Here is a 17,675-nt window from a genome sequence, read left to right on the forward strand (position 1 = left end):
ATGACGGTCACGATCCACCCTGCCCCAGCCACCGATCTGACGCCGGCGGAGTTCGAGGCGTGGCGCGGGGTACCCGCGTCGATCGTCGTGGACCTCGCGCGCGACATCGGCCAGATCGATCCTGCCATCCGTCCCCTGAACCCGCCCGGGCGGCAGCCCGCCCTGTTCGGGCGCGCGGTGACGGTATCGTGCGAGCCGCCGGATTTCGGGGCGGTCGTCCACGCGCTGGAGATCGTCGGTCCCGGTGACGTGCTGGTCATCGCAGCCGGCGGCAACTCCGAATTCGCCATGATCGGCGAGATACTCGGCGGGCATATCAGGAGCCGCGGCGCAGCCGGGATCGTCTGCGACGGCGCCGTTCGCGATGTCGCCACGCTGGCCTCCTGGTCGAATTTTTCGGTCTTCACCAGGTTCGTGACGCCGCGCGGTCCAGCCTCGGCCGAGCGGGGATCGATCAACCTGCCGGTTGTCGTCGGCGGCCGGCTGGTCACGCCGGGCGACCTCGTCATCGGTGACGATGACGGCCTCGTCGCCCTGTCGCCGTCTGCGGTCCGCTCCCGCATCGACACTGCGAAGGACAGGCAGGCACGCGAGGTGCGATGGATAGAAGACCTTGCCGGGGGACGGCCTGTCGCCGAGACCTTCGGACTGTTGGCCCCGATCCGGCTCTGATCGACGGGCCAGACCCTTCAGGTGGCAGGAGGATCCATCCGCCCTGCCGGGAGAACGATATCGCCATTCGCCATCCTGCCCGTTGACACCCCTGGCGGGCAACGGCGATAGATCCAGAATAAATGGCCATCGATCGGGAAGAATCATGACTGTCGCCATGGAGGAGCCGGCAAGCGTCGGCATGAATGCAGGCCGGCTCGCGCGGATCGATGCCGCGATGCAGGATTATGTGGATCGCGGCGTCTATGCCGGCATCAACACGCTGGTGGCGCGACGCGGCAAGGTGGTGCATGCCGGTCACTACGGTTGGCGCGACCGAGAGACACAGGCGCCGATGACGGCCGACACCCTCTTTCGCCTCTATTCCATGACGAAGCCGATCGTCTGCACGGCCCTCATGACCCTGTTCGAGGAGGGCCGCTTCACCCTCGTCGATCCGGTGGCGAAGTTCATTCCCACCTTCGCTTCGGTGAAGGTACGCGCCGACGACGGCAGCCTCGTCGCCCCCGCCCGCCCCATGACCGTCGGCGACGTGATGGCCCACACCAGCGGCCTCGTCTATCACTTCCTGGGCGACTCGCCCGTTTCGCAGATGTACGAGAAGGCGACTATCCTGCAGGCGGATGTCTCCCTGGCGGACGCGATCGACGATCTCGCGCATTTCCCTCTCGCCTTCCATCCCGGCTCCAGCTGGAAATACAGCTTCGGCAACGACGTCGTCGGGCGCCTGGTCGAGGTCATTTCCGGAAAGCCGCTCGGCGATGCATTGAGGGAGCGGCTGTTCGAGCCGCTGGGCATGTCCGACATCGGCTACGGTGTCGCGGCGGACAAGCGTGACAGGCTTGCCGCCATGTATGGGCGCCCCGATGTTCTGCAGCCGGGCGTCACCGTGGCTGGTTGCCTGGCGGCGTGGGCGCAGGGCGCGAATGACAGGATCGACGTCTCGGCGAGCTATCCGGTCGACAAGGCGGCGCAGTTCCAGCGCGGCGGCCATGGCCTGTTTGGCACGATCGGCGACTATTTCCGTTTCGCCCAGGCGCTCTGCAACGGAGGCACCCTTGACGGACATCGTATCCTCGCTCGCAAGACGCTGGAACTCATGCATGCCAACCGCATTTCGCTTGCGCACTTGCCGCTCGAAATCGGCGGCCTGCCGCTGATGGGGTACGGCTTCGGCCTCGGCTCCCGGGTGGCGCTCGACATCGCCGCCACCAATGCGCCGGGATCGGTTGGCGAATTCGGCTGGTCCGGCGCAGCCAAGACGCATTACTGGGTTGATTCCACGGAGGAAATCGTGGCGCTCTTCATGACCCAGTCGATGATGAGCTTCGACCAGCCCGAGATGGAGATGCGGGCGCTCGTCTATCAGGCCCTGGAGTGAGGCAAGCGGTCGCGTTTCGATTGACGCACTGCTTCCTGGGACCTGCTCGTTTCATTTGCGGCGGCGGGGACTGCTTCCATCTTGCGCCGACGACGGGCGAACATCTCACTCACCCCGTTCTATTGAGACGGAGATATACTTTTGTACTAGGGCTACTAGAAAAATTGGAAGATTGCGAAAGATAGATTCCACAGGATAGGTTTCTGTTCTCTGCCCGAGCAGGAGGAACAGATATGCTGTACCTTACCAATCTGCCATTGTGGTCGTCAGTTCTTATTTTGATTGTTGTCCCGACGCTTCTGGCAATGGGAGGTCCGGTTCTCATCCGGCAGCGCGTTTCTCTCGAGCAGCTCAGCAACAACAATGAAGTGGCAGGCTTCAAGTTCGCGGTCGTGGGTGTCCTCTACGCTGTCCTCCTTGCCTTCGCAGTGATCGTCGTCTGGGAGAAATTCAGCGATGCGGAAAGCCAGGTCGCCCAGGAGGCCGGAGCGGCAGCGACGCTCTATCGCCTGGCGGACGGCGTCCAGGGCGATCCGGGCGCCGCGCTCCGGGAAAAGCTTACCACCTATCTCGAGCTTGCCATTGCGGATGATTGGCCGGCGATGGCTACAGGTCACGGAAGCAGGAAGACGACGCAGGCCCTGAACGACATCTACACGGCTGCGCTGCAGGTTTCGCCAGCCGGCGCCCGCGATAGCGATCTGCTCACCGAAATACTCCACCAGCTGGATCTGCTCACCCAGGCGAGGCGGGCCCGATTGTTCGCCTCAACCGGCGTCGTGCCCACCGTGTTGTGGTTCGTGCTTTTCGGCGGCGCCGTTCTGACTGTCGGTTTCACCTTCTTTTTCGGCACGGAGAACGTCTATGCGCAGGCTATGATGACGGCTGTGCTGACAGTTCTGATCTTTTCAGGATTGCTTCTCATCGTCGTGACCGACCATCCCTTCGCAGGAGCCGTCTCCGTGCCACCGGAGGCACTCCAGGCCGTCCTGGAGGACTTGAGAACCTCTTAGAGCCCGGTACGCTGCGATGCGGCGAGTGTGTGCCCTTCGATAACCGGTTCCAGCGCCGACGCCTCCTTGAACTCCTGAAACGGGAAGGGCCGCCCGGCTGGCGCCGTGTCCCTCAACCATCGCGCGCGGAACGTTGGATGGTGCGAGCGCATTCTAGGTTTATCTGGGCCATGGACGCTGTCTTCCAGCCGCTCGATTGCGGGAAGCCGGAGCGGAAATGGCCGCAGGCGCGAAGGGACAAGCAATGGCAATCGCAAAGAACACGATCTGTTTGTGGTACGACAAGGACGCCGAGGCGGCAGCGCGCTTCTACGCCGAGGTTTTCCCCGACAGTTCGGTCCAGGCCGTACACCGCGCGCCCGGCGATTACCCATCCGGCAAGGAGGGTGACGTCCTGACGGTCCAATTCACGGTTGCCGGCATCCCCTGTCTCGGCCTCAACGGAGGCCCGGCGTTCAAACACAACGAAGCCTTCTCGTTCCAGATCGCGACCGATGACCAGCAGGAAACAGATCGCTACTGGGATGCGATCGTCGGCAATGGCGGCCAGGAAAGTGCCTGCGGCTGGTGCAAGGACAGATGGGGTATTTCGTGGCAGATCACGCCGCGCATATTGAGCGAGGCGCTGGCCGTTGGCGGTGACGAAGCAAAGCGCGCGTTCGAAGCGATGATGGAGATGGGCAAGATCGATGTCGCCGCGATCGAGGTGGCTCGACGCGGCTGACGGGACGGGGCGGCTACTGCAGGACGGCGTCGCGGTGCTCGATGCGAGCCGCCAGTCGCGGATCGAGGCCTACGGTCGGCTTGGCGGCGGGACGCCGATAGGAACCGTAGAGCGCCTTTCGAGGTGCGAGTGCGACCAGGGCCTCCGCCTGCTTCACAGCAGCGCTGACGGGATCGACGACCGGCACCGGAATGCGCTCGCGCTCACGCCGGGCCATGCCGGCGAGTGGCGCGCCGCCGAAGATCAGCACATCGGCATTGGCATCACGCACCACCTTCTCGGCGAAATCGACAAGGGCATCACTGTTAGCCTGCTCTTCGTCGGTGACTTGGGCAAAGCTCAGCTCGAGCGAGTGGATGCCGGCGCAGCGATCGCCCATGCCGTTGAGCTCGATACAATCGCGATACCAGCTGACGAGCGAACTGGAGAAAGTGACGACGGCAAAACGCTTTCCCAGCATGCAGGCCGTGAGCATGGCGGCTTCCGATACACCGATGATGGGGAAATCGAAGAGCTCCCGCGCAGCAGGCAGGCCCGGATCACCGAACGCGGCGATGATCGCTGCATCGACCTGTCCCGTGTGGGCGGCGAGCATTTCGAGCGCGATTCCACCACCGATCAGGGCCTCTGCCCGGGTGGAAATATAGGGCATGCCGCGGCTGGCGGTCGCCGGGATTATCTGCGTTCCCGCCGAGGCCACTGCCTGGCCCGCCTCGACCATTCTGGTCGTGACATCGTCGGTCATGTTGGGATTGAGGAGGAGGAGGCGCATGTCAATCTCCGGACTGCGAATGGGGGTGGCAGACGCGGGGATGCCGCTTCTCGAGCCAGGCAGCCGCCTGGACCAGGCCGGCGTCGTCGTCGAGACGGCCGACCAGTTGCACGCCCAGCGGCATGCCCTGTGTACTGCCAAGCAATGGTAGGGTGATGGCGGGGGCCCCGAGCAGCGTCCAGAGCGTGGCCATCACGGGATTTCCGGTTCCTTCCTCGACGAGGGGGGCGATGCCGGGTGCTGCCGGCGTGATGATCGCATCATAGCCTGCGAACAGGTCACGATAGAGCGCCCGCAGATGTTCGCGCGCCTCCAGGGCCGAGATGAACTCCATGGCCGAAACCTGCCTGCCTGCTTCGACGATGCCGAGCAGAACGGGGCTCATCAGCGCCTGCGAGCGGACGTAGTCGTCGCGGCAGGCATCGGCGATGCCCGCATTCATGATCGTGGCCTGCAGGTCGAGAGCGGCATCGAACGCTGCGGGGAGTTCGACTTCCCGGACGAGCCCGCCGAGCGAGGCGGTGAAGTGCTCGATCTTCCTGTGCGTCGGCTCATCCGCGCGGCTCCAATAGGGACCGCGCACAAAGGCGATCCGTGGCACCGCGTCGGAAGCGACGGCAGCGGCGAGCGAAGGCAGGACCGGGCGGAAGCTGAGCTCGTCCAGAGAATCCGGACCTGCCAGTGCATCGGCCAGCAGGGCAACGCCGGCGACATCCATGGCCATCAGGCCCGGCTGGTCGAGCATCGCGGAGTGGCGCAGGATGCCCGTGCGGGGCAGCACGCCAAGGCTCGGCTTGTAGCCCACGATGCCGCAAAAGGAGGCCGGGCGAATGGTGGAGCCGTTTGTCTGCGTGGCGAGCGCGAGGGGCACCATGCCTGCCGCCACTGCTGCCGCCGACCCGCTCGACGAACCGCCGGGCGTGCGGGCGCGATCATGGGGATTGCGTGTGGGCCCTGGCGTATAGACGGCGAACTCGGAGGTGACCGTCTTGCCGAGCACGATCGCGCCTGCCGATCGAAGGCGTTCGACAAGGGTCGCGTCCCTGGCGGGCCGGCGGCCGCTATAGATGCGGCAGTTGTACTCCGTCGGCATGTCGGCCGTGTCGACGATGTCCTTGATGCCGACGGGCAGGCCATGGAGCGGGCCGGATGCTCCGCCTGCGGCCCGTCGGCTGTCGGCGGCTTGCGCCTGTCTCAGCGCATGCTCGGGATCGAGCCATGCCCAGGCCCGGATCTCCGGCTCCGCGGCGGCGATATGGTCGAGGCAGGCCCGTGTCAGTTCGACCGCGCCCAGCGTGCCGTCGCGAAGACGGGCCAGCAGGCTGGCCGCGGGGAGAGCGAGGAGGTCGGGAATCATGGTCAGGCCCGCTGCGAGGGAGGCGCCCATTCGAGCAGGCTCGCCGTGACGCGGCTCACCAGCCAGTAGCTGAGCGAGGTGTAGAGGATGAACAGCAGCGCGATCAGGAACATGCGGTCGAGATAGGCAAACTGCTGGGCGTAGACGATGATGTAGCCAAGGCCCGACTGCGCCCCGAGATATTCGGCGCCGAGTACGGCGCCCCACCCCGTGCCAAGGCTGAGCAGCACCGTGGAGCGCATCTCGGGCAGGATCGCCGGCAGGATGACCGTCCGGTAGAGCGTGGTTCGGGAGGCGCCCAGCGCGCGGGCATTGTCGATGAAAATGCCCGGCACGTTCTGCACGGCGTTCACCGTGCCGGCGAAGAAGATCACGCCGACGCCATAGGCGATGAACAGCATCTTGCCGATGAAATAGGTTCCGAACCAGAGCTGGAACAGCGGTACCATCGCCAGCAGCGGCAGCGTGCGCAGGAATTGCACCGGCAGCTCGACGAGGCGGCGCGTCCAGCGGGACCAACTGATCGCAAGGCCGAGGCCGGTGCCGAGGAGCCCGCCGAGCATCAGTCCCGCCAGAAGACGAAGGATGGTGTCGAAGGAGTGGCTGAGCAGGGATAGCGTCGCCGCCAGATAGCTGCGCTGTGCGCCCTCGCCCACGGAAGGAACGCCGAGGCCGCCCTGCCAATAATCGGCCATGGAGAGGAAGGTCCTGGTTGCCAGGACCTGCCAGCCGGCGACCATCGGTTCACCGGGGGCGGCCTCGGCCGTATAGACCAGCGACAGGATCTGCCAGGCCGCCATGATGGCGAACAGGACGCCCAATGCGATCCAGCGATCGCGGCGCGCGGTCGAGCCGAGGGCATTCATGCTGCCACCGCGCCATGCTCTAGGCCCAGATGGTGCAGGAGCCGATGCTTGGCCGCGACCATTTCCGGCAGGAGCAGGCTCTCGGTCGTGCGGGGCCGCGTGGCCGTGATCTTCAGATCGTCGACCTGGTCGCCAGCCCGGAACACCATGATCCGGTCGGCGAGCGCCAGGGCCTCGTCGACGTCATGGGTCACGAACAGCACGGTACGGCGTTTGTCCGCGCCGTCGGCGTTCCACAGGTTCAGCAGGAGATCCTGCAGTTGGTGGCGCGTGACGTAGTCGAGCGCGCCGAAAGGCTCGTCGAGCATGAGCACGCGGCCGCCATTGGCGAAGACGGTCGCCACCGCCACGCGCTTGAGCATGCCGCCGGAAAGCTCGCGCGGCCAGGCGCGCTCGACATGGGAAAGGCCGACCCTCGAGAGATAGTAGCGGGCGATCTCCCGGCGCTCGGCCGCCGGCGTACCGCGGCACTTCAAGCCATATTCGACGTTGCCGATCACGCGCATCCAGGGAAACACGCTGTCCTTCTGGAAGACCACGCCGCGTTCCGGGCCGGGGCCGGTGATCTGCCTGCCGTTGACGAGAATGTCGCCGTCGCTCGGCGCCAGAAGGCCCGCCAGCATCTGCAGAAGCGTGGACTTGCCGCAACCGGAAGGGCCGACCAGGCAGACGAACTCGCCTTCCGCGATCACGAAGGACATGTCGTTGACGGCCGTCACTTCCTGTCCGTCGGCGCGACGGAAATGCCGCTTCACATGGACGAGTTCGATCATCCTGCGGGTCATGCTGGCAGACATTGGTCAGGTCCTTTCGTTTGACTGGCTGGCGCTCCAGGATGCCAGGCGCCTTACCGTCCAGGCGGCAACTGCATCGGCCAGGATGGCGCAGAAGCCGAGGAGCAGCAGCGCCGCCATGATCCCTTCCGTGTCCGTGGCGCCGGCCAGGACTTCGAGAATCTTGCCCATGCCCTCCTGCGAGCCGAGAAGCTCGGAGATCGCTTCCAGTCCCCAGGCCCCGGCGAGTGCGATGCGCAGGCCGCCGAGGATCTCCGGCACGGTGGCGGGAATGAGTATATCGGTGACGATCCGGCGTCGGCTCGCCCCGAGCGTGCGCGCGAAATCCTCATAGATCGGGTTGACGTTCGACGCCGCGCGTTGCGCGAAGACGTAGAGCATCACGGTGACATAGAAGATGACGAGGCAAACCGCGCTCGCCCGGCCGACGCCGAACCAGATCAGCAGGAACGGGGCGGCTACCAGGATCGGCACGGTGCCTGCCGTCATCATGAACGGATCGACGACGGCGCGGAAGAGGCCGTAGCGGGCGCTCACCAGTCCCGCCACGATGCCGATCGCCGCGCCTGCGGCCACGGCGATGGCCACGTTCTGCGCGGTGTAGACGAGATTGGCGTAGAAGTTCGGCTCGGCGATGCCGAAATAGGCCATCTCCGGCGCATCCCAGAAGCTGGCCTGAAGTCGTTCCAGTGCCGCCAGGGGCGAAGGCAGGATGATGGGTGGGACGACGGCGCTGAGCCCCTGCCAGACCAGCAGGAAGAGCACGATGCCGGCAAGGCGCAGCGGATCCGCGGCGGTCGCCAGCTTGGTCAGCGCCATACGCCAGGCCGGCAGGGAACGGACCTTGGCAGCGCCGGTTCTGCCGCCTGCGGATGGGGCCGCCATGCCCAGGGGAGCTGCCGGCCCGGTTTCCGATCCCTCCCTCATGTCACGACGCAGCCGCCGTCAGCAGGCGATATGAATCGAGGAAGTCGTAGGCGTCGTAGAGCTCCTTCGCCTTCTTCACCAGCGCTTGCTTGTCGGCGCCGAGCGATCCGCCGTTCAGCTTGGCGAGCAGATCATCCGACTTCTTCTTGTAGTCGACCATCAGGTGCCAGATATCGGCGCCCCACACGACGTCCTCGGGCGTCACCTTGCCCGTGGGGATCACCTTGTGCGCTTCGAAATCCTTGATGACGGCTCCCCAGACATTCTTGAAATAGGTCGTCGATTTGGGATCGTCATAGTAGCGGGCGTTCTCCGCAAAGGGCGTCAGCGGGTCGAGGATCTTGATGGTCTGCTCGACACCCTTGCCGTCGAGATCCGTGCCCGCGACGCTGTTCAGATAGGGCGCCTGGAGCTCGAACAGGGACGGGTCCTTCCTCGTGGCCTCGATGGTGCGCCAGACGACGGACATGAAGCGCAGAACGGTATTGGGGTTCCTGTTGACATAGTCGCCGTTGGCGCCGACGCCCACGATGCCGATCAGTGGCTCGATCGGGGAATCGATGCCGCCGGGGCCGTATTTGATGAGATCGCCGATATCGACCAGGCTGGTCCAGCCCGCCTGGCGCAGCGTATAGACAATGGGCGCACCCTCCGGATTCAGGAAGTCAAGCCGGCCTGCCTTGGCCAGCACCAGGGCCTTGGAATCGTCGAGGACCTGCAGCTTGAAGCCGGCACCCGAAGTCTTGTTGAGGTATTCCTCGAAGGCCCGGTCGCTCAGTTGCGGCGCGCCGGTCAGGGTCTTGCCCTTCATCGGGGCGAGCGCCGCCTTCAGGGCCTCCTCGTAGCTCTTGCCCTCGGCGATGTAGTCCTTGAAGGACTTCAGCTTGAGGGCCGGATTGGCGAGGATGGCGTTGGCGAGAAAGTCGTCGGTGAACCCGATGCATTTGAGCGTGGCCGCGTCCTTGTAGGTCGGCAGCATCAACGGGCAGAATTCGGAAATGATGTCGAGCTGGCCATTCAGCAGCAGCGTCGTGACGTTGGAATCGTTGGCCTTCATGCCATAGGGGGCGGGATCGAAGGTGATGCCCACCTCGTCGAACCAGCCTTTCTTCATGGCGATGTAGTAGAAGGTATTGTCGGCATAGGGGCGCATGCCGAACTTGATGGCGGCTGCCGGTATCTCTACGCCGGGTTCCGGACTGGTCGGTACAAAACGGTCTGCCGCCGCGGCGAGGCCCGGTGAAGCCAGCAGGGCGATTGCGGCGGCCGCCTGAATGAGCCGCCGTGCGTAATGGCCGATCGCCTTTGTGGCCCCCGGGGTCGACTTGATCTGCATCTGATTCTCCTGACTTGGCTGGGCACGCCATTCGATTGAAGACGATCCGCGGCTGCCGCTTGTCGAACCGGTTTCGACCGGACTCCGCCGCACTCGCCGGATACATGCAAGCGTCATGCCATTTTTTATTTAACTTAACTTATTGATTTATATTATTATAATCATAATTCTGTATGCAAAAATTTTTGGCATTCGGGTCGCTTTTTGCATGCATTTTCGGCAATTGTAATTTTCTGGCATAGAGTTGAAGAGGCGGAATCAGGTCCGGCGATGAGAAAGTCGATACGGGGCGGCAGGATGATCGTGAAAACTGGCGAGAGGGAGGATCAGGTGTCCGATGGTTTGGATCCGGCCGCACGGCCCCCCTCGAACGACGACCGGTCCCTGGCCATCGCCCGGCCTCGACCCCTCCATGCCGAGGTGGTCGACCGGCTGCGCGACATGATCGTCGAAGGCGAGATCGCGGCGGGCGCGCGGCTCCACGAGATCAATCTTGCACAGCGCCTCCGGGTCTCGCGAACACCGCTGCGCGAGGCGTTGAAGCTCCTGGCGAACGAGGGGCTGGTGGAACTCCTCCCGGGCCGCGGGGCCAGGGTGGGTCGGCAGACGCCGGAAGGAGTCATCGAGCTGTTCGAGGTCATCAGTGGTCTCGAGCGTCTCGCCGCCGAACTGGCGGCGGCGCGGATGACGAGCAGGGACATGCAGCGCCTGCAGAAGCTACACGAGCGCATGGCGGCCCATTTCCATGCCGGCGAACGGCACGAATATTTCGCGCTGAACCACCAGATCCACATGCTGATCGTCGCCGCATCGAAGAATGCCACGCTGATCGCAACCCATGCCGGGCTGATGCTGCGCGCCCGCTGGGGCCGGTATACGGCCCTCGCCTCGAACGAGCGCTGGAATGAGGCAATGGCGGAGCATGAGGCCCTGATGGCCGCTTTTATTGCCAGGGACGCGGCCCAGGCCGGCCATATCCTTTATCAGCACGACCTTAGGACCGGCCAGACGACGCGCGAGATCCTCAGCAAGGCCGTCGGCAGCCTGCCGGCATGACCACGCACCCGAGCAGCGTGTGTCCGGCGGCATCCTGCACGGGCCAGGATGCTCTTTTCGGCCGGCGCAGCCACAGGCCAGGCTCAGATCGGATAGAGTGTCCGCTCGATGCGCGCGCAGGTCAGCCTGAGTGCCTCAAGTATACGCTCGTAATCTTGTGCTTGCCGAACCCGATCGACGACCGTCACGATGATGCAGGCCACCGCGTGTCCCTGTGAATCGCGAATGGGACAGCAAACGTCGATGATGCCGGCCCAGTCGGTGCTCTTGCGGAGCACATAGCCGCGCACGCGGATCTCGGCCAAGACCTCTTCGAGTGCCGTCCTGTCGATCGGCGTTCCCGCCTGCCTGTCGCAGTCGGCAAACATCTGCTGGCGCCTTGCCTCTGGCTGAAATGCCATGATGACCGTGCCGGTGGTGGCATCGGACGCCAGGCGGCCATAGCCGGTATTCATGTTGAAGGTGATGTCCGGGTTGGCCGGTATGTGCCCCAGTGTCACCGTCCGGCCGCGATGAACGATGACGACATGGGGCGTCTGTTGCACCTCGTCCGCCAGTTTCTGCATCTCGGGCAGGGCGACGGCCATGAGGACCTTCGACTGTGGCGTGCGCAGCCCGAGTGCGAAGAGTTTGTTGGTCAGCGTGATCTCGTCGGTTTCGCCGTCGCGTTCCACATAACCCCGCGCGATGAGCACGTGGATCATGCGGAAGATCTCGTTCTTGCTGCGGCCAAGGCCGTCGGCGAGGTCGCGGACCGACAGTGGGCTCGCCCGCTCGGCCATCGCTTCCAGAATATCCAGTCCCTTCTCCAAAGCCGGGGCCGAATAGGACTTTTCATTGATTGGCTCGTCCATGGACATTTCGGCGCGATCCTCCCGCAATTGATCACTTCATATACGAATTGCGCTTTACATGTGAAGCGAAGTGTGGTGGCATTTATCCAACATGCCGCCGCGGCTGGCAACGCGGCGGAGAACAAAAAGCCGTGGACCATCCTGTTCCAAACACAGAGGGAATAATCATGAAGACCAGTCGTGCCTTTCGTACCCTGATGCTGGCGGCCGCCGCAGGATTGCTGGCGACCTGCGCCTACGCGCAAGACAAGGTTATCGGCGTCGTCGCTATCGATCTGCAAAGTTCTTTCTTCGTGCGCATGAAGGAAGCCGGCGATGTTGCAGCCAAGGACTATGGCGTCACCACGTCCTGGCAGAGTGCCGAGGGAAGCCTGGAAAAGCAGGTCTCCCTCATCGAAAACCTCATCAATCAGAAGGCAAGCGCGATCCTGGTGGATCCGCTCGACAAGAACGCGCTCGTCCCCGTGCTGAAGAAAGCGCAGGACGCGGGCATCAGCGTCATCACGATGGGAAATAAGGTCGAGGCGGGCGGCAATTATTCGACCCTCTATCCCGACGCCTCCGATGCTGCCCAGACGGCTCGCGCCCTGGCTCGCTCGCTCGACGGCAAGGGAGAGATCGCCGCCTTGATCGGCGCGCGCGGCAACTATGTCTCCGACACCCGCGAGAAGGGCTTCGTCGACACGATCAAAAAGGAGTTTCCAGATATCAAGGTGGTCGGCATCCAGCCGGCCGGATGGGATCCTTCGAAGGGCTCCGACGTGGCCCAGACATGGCTATCGACCTATCCCGACCTGAAGGGCATCTGGAGCATGTCCGACACGCAGCTCCTCGGGGCGTCCTCGGTCGCGCAGGCAGCCGGCAAGCCGCTCAAATATGCAGGCTTCGACGGCGATGCCGAGATGGCCCCCCTGTTTCAGGACAACTCGATGGTCATCGACGTCCTGACCGGGGCCTACCGGGTGGGATACTGGAATATTGCCGTGGCGGCCCGGCTCGCCAAGGGGGAGAAGCTTCCCAACGACCTCTATATGCCGACCTACCTGATCATGACGGACGCGACTGCCGAGAAGGTCAACGCATCCGGAGACAAGATCAGCTATGTCACGCCTGAAAAGGCCCAGCAGCTCGCCAAGGATTATTCGAACGAGTTCGGCCCGTCCAAGCCCAGCTCGGCAATGAGCGTCGGTCACTGAGCGGAGGCCGGCGACCGTGGCGCGCGCTTTGTCGGAACAGTCCCGCCGAACGGCAGCCTACCTGCCTTCGGCGATGCGCGACGAGCTCGTGCTCGTCGTCCTGATCGCAGTCGCGGTCGCGGGCTTCGCGTTTGCCCGCCCGGCCTTCCTCGCCATCGACAATCTGCTCGATATTGGCCAGCAAAGCGCGATCGTGGCGACCGTGGCGTTCGGCATGACCGGCGTCATCATCGCACGCGGTATCGATATCTCGGTCGGAGGCGCCATGGCGGCGAGCGGCATCGTCGCAGCCATGGTTCTGGGCGCCACGGGATCCGGCCTCCTGGCCATCGTCGCTGCGGTCGGCTGCGGCGCACTCTTCGGCGGCTTGAACGCGGTTCTCGTCGCGGGGCTCGGCATCAGCCCGTTCATCGCGACACTGGGGACGATGGCGCTGGCGAAGGGGGCGGCTCTCAGCCTCTCGCATGCCTCCAGCATTCTGGTCGCCGATCCTCTCCTGCTGTGGCTTGGGCAGGGCCGCTTCATCGGCCTCCCGGCAGGATTGCTGATTGTCCTCATTCTTTGCGCGGCCTGGTTTGTCCTGCTCCGGTACAGCGTGATCGGACGCTCGATGTTCGCTGTCGGCGGCAATGCCGTTGCTGCGAGGGCGTCCCTCATTCCGGTCACCAGGATCCGCTCCCTTACCTACATCTTCTGCGGCGCCTCGGCCGGCATAGCCGCGATCATCGCAATCGGGCGGCTTGGCTCCGCCCAACCCCTTGCCGGCAATGGTCTCGAATTCGCCGCGATCACGGCCGCCGTCGTCGGAGGGGCAAGCCTGGCCGGTGGCAAGGGCTCCGCGGTGGGCACCCTGCTGGGGGCTATCGCCGTCGGCACGATCACCAGCGGCCTTGCCTTCCTGCAGTTCTCCCAGCAGATCGTCTATATGGTTTCGGGGGGACTGATCCTGATCGCCGTGTTGCTTCGGGGCGACCTGTCCTGGCTGGCTTTCCTCCGGCCTCGCGGTTCCGCCGCCGCGTCGCTCGCCGCGCGCAGCCCGACCCCTCGGACGCTCGAAATCACAGGACTGACGAAGCAATTCTCCGGCATCAAGGTCCTCAACGAAGTTTCCTTCCGCCTGCAAGGCGGGGAAGTCGTGGCCCTGATGGGCGAGAATGGCGCCGGCAAATCGACGCTCGTGAAGTGTATTTCCGGCGTCTACGTTCCGGATGGCGGCAAGGTAAGATATGGCCAATCCGCACTGTCCGACACCGACGCGACCTCCGACATCGCCGTCATCCACCAGCATTTCAGCCTGGTGCCCGACCTTACGATCGCCGAAAGCCTCAGCCTGGGCAACGAGCCCCATCACTTCGGCTTTCTCAGGCGCGCGCGAATGCGCAGCAAGGCTCGCCTGGCGCTGGCGGAGGTCGGTCTCGAGGCCTCCGTGGACACGCCCGTCAGGCACCTCACCGTCGGTGAACGTCAGATGCTGGAGGTCGCCAAGGCGCTCCTTTCCTCGGCATGGCTGATCGTGATGGACGAGCCGACGAGCGCCCTCAGCAATAGGGAGCGCGATCGGCTTTACGCAATCGTGCGCAGGCTTGCAGCCCGGGGCTGCTGTGTTCTCTATATCTCGCACAAGATGGAAGAGGTCCGAGCCCTCGCCAGCCGCGCCGTCGTCCTGCGGGACGGAAGGCTGGTCGGGGACGTGCCGATGGCAGATACGACCGACCGTCAGCTCGTCCACATGATGGTCGGCCGCGCACTCGAGAACGTATTTCCCTGGCGGGAGGCCCGCCTGGGAGAAACCGTGGTGGATGTCGAACACCTCAAGACCGATGGGCTGTTGAAGGACGTCTCGCTGACCCTTCGCCAGGGAGAGGTTGTCGGCCTCGCAGGCCTGATGGGCAGCGGGCGCAGCGACATCCTGCGCTGCATCGCCGGGTTGGATGGCTTCTCGGGCGGGCGCATAGAACTGCGCGGTGCCAACATGACGCCGGGCGATTCTACGCGAGCTGCCAGGAAGGGCGTCGCCTTCATCCCCGAGGATCGCCGCTTGGAGGGGCTGGTCGGCGGCCTCAGCGTTGCCGACAATCTGGGCCTTGTCTGGATGGGCCGTCATCGGCGCCTTGGCACCGTTTCCGTCTCCGCGCTTCGAAGGACTGCCGCCGAGCTGATCCGGCGCCTCGATATCCGTCCGCCCGATCCGTCGAAGATGGCCGGGACCCTCTCCGGCGGCAATCAGCAGAAGGTTGTAATCGGCAAATGGCTGGCCGTCGATCCGACGATCATCCTGCTCGACGAGCCGACCAGTGGCGTCGATGTCGGCGCGAAGTCTGAGATTCATGCAGTGATCGGAGAACTCAAGACGGCCGGCGCCGCCATTCTGCTCGTTTCCAGCGAGCTCCCGGAACTGCTCGGCGTATCCGACCGTATCATCGTGATCCGCGAAGGCCGCAGCGTTGGTGAACTGCCCAGGGGTGTAAGCGAAGAGGCGGTCATGGAACTGGCCTTCGCGACCTCGGCGAAGTCAACCCATGAGGCAGCCGAGGAGCACATCCCATGACGCAGCGTCTACGGGGTTGGACCGTGAATGCCGGCCCGATCGGTCTCCTCCTCCTTGTCATCATTGCCTGCGGGCTCATCGATGGCCGTATCCTCACCCTGCAGAATCTCCTGACCGTTCTCGCCCAGAGCGTGCCGATCATGCTTCTCGCGCTTGGCGCCTTCATCGTGCTCCTGACGGGCGGCATCGATCTTTCGGCCGGCGTGTCCGTGACTCTGGGAAGCATCGTGATCGCGAGCATGCTCGCTGCGGGGTTTCCCATCCTGCCGTCCTTGGCCGTGGGCCTTGCCGCCGTGGTCCTGATCGGTACGGTCAACGGCTTGCTGGTGACCTTCTTCCAGCTGCCGGCCTTCATCGCCACACTGGCGACCATGTCCTGCATCCAGGGCGTCAGCCTGCTCCTGGCGACACGCGGGGTCTATGTCCTCAGCGATCCGGGACTGAAATGGTTCGGCATCGGCCAGTTCCACGGCATTCCGGTGTCGATCCTCGTCGCACTCGCAGTTGTGTGTGTTGCCTATGTCCTGATGCACCACACCCGCTTCGGGCTGCGGATCTACGCCACGGGATCGGACCCCGTGGCGACCGGGCTGGCCAGCATTTCGACCCGTCGCGTGCTGCTGCTCGCCTATGTCACGGCTTCCTGCTTCACCTTCCTGTCCGCCACGATGCTGATTGCGCGTACGCCTATCGTGACCCCGAACCTCGGTGGCCAGTCGCTGCTGCTCGATGCGATCGCCTCCTGCGTTCTCGGCGGAACCAGCATCTTCGGGGGACGTGGAACCGTGATCGGCGTCGTGGCGGGAACATTGATGGTGAGTCTCTTCGCCAACGCCCTGCGCGTCGTCGGAATCGATCCGTCGAGCATAGACCTCATGAAAGGCGCCCTCGTGATCGCGGCACTTGTCTGCGATGTCGGCATTACCCGGCTGCGGGGCAAGATACTCCAGGAAGACACCCAATGAATATTGATGGAAGGCGCGCTATGGCGGGCGATCGGGACGTGACGGTCGTGGACGCGGCAATCGACATACTCGCGCGCCTCATATCCTTCGACACCGTGAGTTCCAGGTCCAACAAGGATGCGGTGGCCTATATCGCCGACTACTTCCGAGCGCTAGGCGCGAGCGCGCAGGTCATAGCCGCCAAGGATCAGGACAAGCAAAACCTTTGGGTCACGCTCGGGCCGGGAACACGGAACGGACTGGTGTTCTCCGGTCATGTCGACGTCGTGCCGACGGATGGCCAGCACTGGACCCGCCCTCCCTTTGCATTGACGCGGGAAGGCGACAAACTCTACGGCCGCGGTACGTCCGACATGAAGGGTTATCTGGCATGCGTGATGGCGGTGCTGGCGCGTCTCGACGTCCGGACCCTGTCGCGTCCGCTTCATGTCGCCGTCACCTTCGACGAGGAGGTGGGCTGTATCGGCGCTCATGAACTCGTGGCATTCATGAGCCAGAATGATCTTCGGCCGGCTGCGATCTTCGTGGGCGAACCCACGCGCCTGGCCGTCATTGATCGTCACAAGGGCTCGGTGGGCTTCACCACCGAGGTCGCGGGCCAGGCGGCTCATTCCTCACAAGTCCATCTCGGTACCAGCGCGATCAGCATTGCCGCACATGTCATCGGTTTTCTTGAAACGCTGGGTGCGAGGCAAAAGGAACTACCGGCAGACGAGGCCTTCCCCTACCCCTACCCTTCCATCAATGTCGGTACCGTGCATGGCGGCCACGTCCGCAACATCGTTGCTCCTGACTGTACGATCGAGTGGGAAATGCGCCCCATCCTGCCGGAGCAGACGCAGGCCATGAGGCTTGCTTTCGATCAGCACGTCGAGCAAGTCCTTGCACGCTATGGAGGGCGTGAAGGCGCCGAACCAACCATCACGACCCGATGCGTCTGGGATTCCCCGCCGCTGGTCTCCGATCCGCACTCCCTCGCCAGCGCCATGGTTCTGCAGGCGACCGGTCACAACCAGACGCAGGGCGTCTCCTACGGCACCGAGGCCGGCATCTATCAGCAAGCCGGTTATCCGACGGTCGTCTGCGGCCCGGGCAACATCGAGCAGGCCCACACGGCCGACGAGTGGATCTCAACCGAGCAGATCGGAGCGTGCCTGGACTATCTCGCGCGCCTGATCACCCTGAATGTCGCCGCCGACTTTCGAGCCTAGGAG

Annotated in this window: 16 protein-coding genes; 9 read left to right on the top strand and 7 right to left on the bottom strand. The window is 64.1% G+C overall.

Annotated features, from left to right (window positions below; genetic code table 11):
• The 4 genes from AC6H34_RS31660 to AC6H34_RS31675 all read left to right on the top strand — a co-directional run bounded on the left by AC6H34_RS31660 (position 1) and on the right by AC6H34_RS31675 (position 3,790).
• Positions 1–672: an RraA family protein gene (locus tag AC6H34_RS31660; protein WP_497541641.1), complete on the top strand. Its 672-nt coding sequence runs from the start codon at positions 1–3 to the stop codon at positions 670–672.
• A 145-nt stretch (positions 673–817) separates the two neighbouring features.
• A complete protein-coding gene (locus AC6H34_RS31665) occupies positions 818–2,053 on the top strand; it encodes a serine hydrolase domain-containing protein (RefSeq protein WP_497541642.1) in 1,236 nt (411 codons plus the stop codon).
• Between the two features lie 305 nt (positions 2,054–2,358).
• Entirely contained in the window at positions 2,359–3,066 is a 708-nt protein-coding gene (locus tag AC6H34_RS31670; RefSeq protein ID WP_497541643.1) for a bestrophin-like domain, read from the top strand.
• A gap of 250 nt (positions 3,067–3,316) precedes the next feature.
• Complete coding sequence (locus tag AC6H34_RS31675; protein ID WP_497541883.1) at positions 3,317–3,790, top strand: VOC family protein; 474 nt, start codon at positions 3,317–3,319, stop codon at positions 3,788–3,790.
• Positions 3,791–3,803: 13 nt separating this feature from the next.
• Here the strand turns inward: AC6H34_RS31675 and AC6H34_RS31680 are convergent, their stop codons facing one another.
• The 6 genes from AC6H34_RS31680 to AC6H34_RS31705 are packed head-to-tail and all read right to left on the bottom strand — an operon-like array spanning position 3,804 to position 9,842.
• On the bottom strand, positions 3,804–4,562 hold the full coding sequence (locus AC6H34_RS31680) for an aspartate/glutamate racemase family protein (protein ID WP_497541644.1): 759 nt from the start codon (positions 4,560–4,562) through the stop codon (positions 3,804–3,806).
• A gap of 1 nt (position 4,563) precedes the next feature.
• On the bottom strand, positions 4,564–5,949 hold the full coding sequence (locus AC6H34_RS31685) for an amidase (RefSeq protein ID WP_497541645.1): 1,386 nt from the start codon (positions 5,947–5,949) through the stop codon (positions 4,564–4,566).
• Positions 5,922–6,785: an ABC transporter permease gene (locus tag AC6H34_RS31690; protein WP_497541646.1), complete on the bottom strand. Its 864-nt coding sequence runs from the start codon at positions 6,783–6,785 to the stop codon at positions 5,922–5,924. The genes AC6H34_RS31685 and AC6H34_RS31690 overlap by 28 nt, the downstream gene beginning before the upstream one ends.
• Positions 6,782–7,582, bottom strand: a complete 801-nt coding sequence (locus AC6H34_RS31695) for an ABC transporter ATP-binding protein (protein WP_497541647.1) — start codon at positions 7,580–7,582, stop codon at positions 6,782–6,784. Before AC6H34_RS31695 ends, AC6H34_RS31690 begins: the two co-directional genes overlap by 4 nt.
• A 3-nt stretch (positions 7,583–7,585) precedes the next feature.
• On the bottom strand, positions 7,586–8,464 hold the full coding sequence (locus tag AC6H34_RS31700) for an ABC transporter permease (RefSeq protein WP_497541648.1): 879 nt from the start codon (positions 8,462–8,464) through the stop codon (positions 7,586–7,588).
• A gap of 43 nt (positions 8,465–8,507) precedes the next feature.
• On the bottom strand, positions 8,508–9,842 hold the full coding sequence (locus AC6H34_RS31705; RefSeq protein ID WP_497541649.1) for an ABC transporter substrate-binding protein: 1,335 nt from the start codon (positions 9,840–9,842) through the stop codon (positions 8,508–8,510).
• Positions 9,843–10,172: 330 nt separating this feature from the next.
• Here AC6H34_RS31705 and AC6H34_RS31710 point away from each other — a divergent pair, with 330 nt between their 5' ends.
• A complete protein-coding gene (locus tag AC6H34_RS31710) occupies positions 10,173–10,898 on the top strand; it encodes a GntR family transcriptional regulator (protein ID WP_497541650.1) in 726 nt (241 codons plus the stop codon).
• Between the two features lie 83 nt (positions 10,899–10,981).
• Here the strand turns inward: AC6H34_RS31710 and AC6H34_RS31715 are convergent, their stop codons facing one another.
• The gene (locus AC6H34_RS31715; RefSeq protein WP_497541651.1) at positions 10,982–11,752 is read right to left on the bottom strand and encodes an IclR family transcriptional regulator; all 771 of its coding nucleotides are present in this window, start codon (positions 11,750–11,752) and stop codon (positions 10,982–10,984) included.
• Between the two features lie 167 nt (positions 11,753–11,919).
• Between AC6H34_RS31715 and AC6H34_RS31720 the strand changes: the two genes are divergently transcribed.
• From AC6H34_RS31720 to argE, 4 genes are read left to right on the top strand one after another with little or no spacing between them, the layout of a single operon-like run.
• Positions 11,920–12,948, top strand: coding sequence for a sugar ABC transporter substrate-binding protein (locus AC6H34_RS31720; protein ID WP_497541652.1), 1,029 nt, complete (start codon positions 11,920–11,922; stop codon positions 12,946–12,948).
• Between the two features lie 16 nt (positions 12,949–12,964).
• Positions 12,965–15,496 carry an ATP-binding cassette domain-containing protein gene (locus AC6H34_RS31725; RefSeq protein WP_497541653.1) on the top strand — a complete coding sequence of 844 codons (2,532 nt, stop codon included), beginning with the start codon at positions 12,965–12,967 and terminating at the stop codon, positions 15,494–15,496.
• Positions 15,493–16,461: an ABC transporter permease gene (locus AC6H34_RS31730; protein WP_497541654.1), complete on the top strand. Its 969-nt coding sequence runs from the start codon at positions 15,493–15,495 to the stop codon at positions 16,459–16,461. The genes AC6H34_RS31725 and AC6H34_RS31730 overlap by 4 nt, the downstream gene beginning before the upstream one ends.
• Positions 16,458–17,672, top strand: a complete 1,215-nt coding sequence (argE, locus tag AC6H34_RS31735) for an acetylornithine deacetylase (protein WP_497541655.1) — start codon at positions 16,458–16,460, stop codon at positions 17,670–17,672. The genes AC6H34_RS31730 and argE overlap by 4 nt, the downstream gene beginning before the upstream one ends.
• The last annotated feature ends 3 nt before the right edge of the window (positions 17,673–17,675 follow it).

This window comes from Labrys sp. ALF-8 (genome assembly GCF_059699065.1).

Coding starts and splice junctions, on each gene's coding strand:
- AC6H34_RS31715 (WP_497541651.1), bottom strand. CDS start 11,752: ATGGACGAGCCAATCAATGAAAAGTCCTATTCGGCCCCGGCTTTGGAG.
- argE (WP_497541655.1), top strand. CDS start 16,458: ATGAATATTGATGGAAGGCGCGCTATGGCGGGCGATCGGGACGTGACG.
- AC6H34_RS31685 (WP_497541645.1), bottom strand. CDS start 5,949: ATGGGCGCCTCCCTCGCAGCGGGCCTGACCATGATTCCCGACCTCCTC.
- AC6H34_RS31660 (WP_497541641.1), top strand. CDS start 1: ATGACGGTCACGATCCACCCTGCCCCAGCCACCGATCTGACGCCGGCG.
- AC6H34_RS31695 (WP_497541647.1), bottom strand. CDS start 7,582: ATGTCTGCCAGCATGACCCGCAGGATGATCGAACTCGTCCATGTGAAG.
- AC6H34_RS31720 (WP_497541652.1), top strand. CDS start 11,920: ATGAAGACCAGTCGTGCCTTTCGTACCCTGATGCTGGCGGCCGCCGCA.
- AC6H34_RS31705 (WP_497541649.1), bottom strand. CDS start 9,842: ATGCAGATCAAGTCGACCCCGGGGGCCACAAAGGCGATCGGCCATTAC.
- AC6H34_RS31665 (WP_497541642.1), top strand. CDS start 818: ATGACTGTCGCCATGGAGGAGCCGGCAAGCGTCGGCATGAATGCAGGC.
- AC6H34_RS31690 (WP_497541646.1), bottom strand. CDS start 6,785: ATGAATGCCCTCGGCTCGACCGCGCGCCGCGATCGCTGGATCGCATTG.
- AC6H34_RS31680 (WP_497541644.1), bottom strand. CDS start 4,562: ATGCGCCTCCTCCTCCTCAATCCCAACATGACCGACGATGTCACGACC.
- AC6H34_RS31730 (WP_497541654.1), top strand. CDS start 15,493: ATGACGCAGCGTCTACGGGGTTGGACCGTGAATGCCGGCCCGATCGGT.
- AC6H34_RS31670 (WP_497541643.1), top strand. CDS start 2,359: ATGGGAGGTCCGGTTCTCATCCGGCAGCGCGTTTCTCTCGAGCAGCTC.
- AC6H34_RS31700 (WP_497541648.1), bottom strand. CDS start 8,464: ATGGCGGCCCCATCCGCAGGCGGCAGAACCGGCGCTGCCAAGGTCCGT.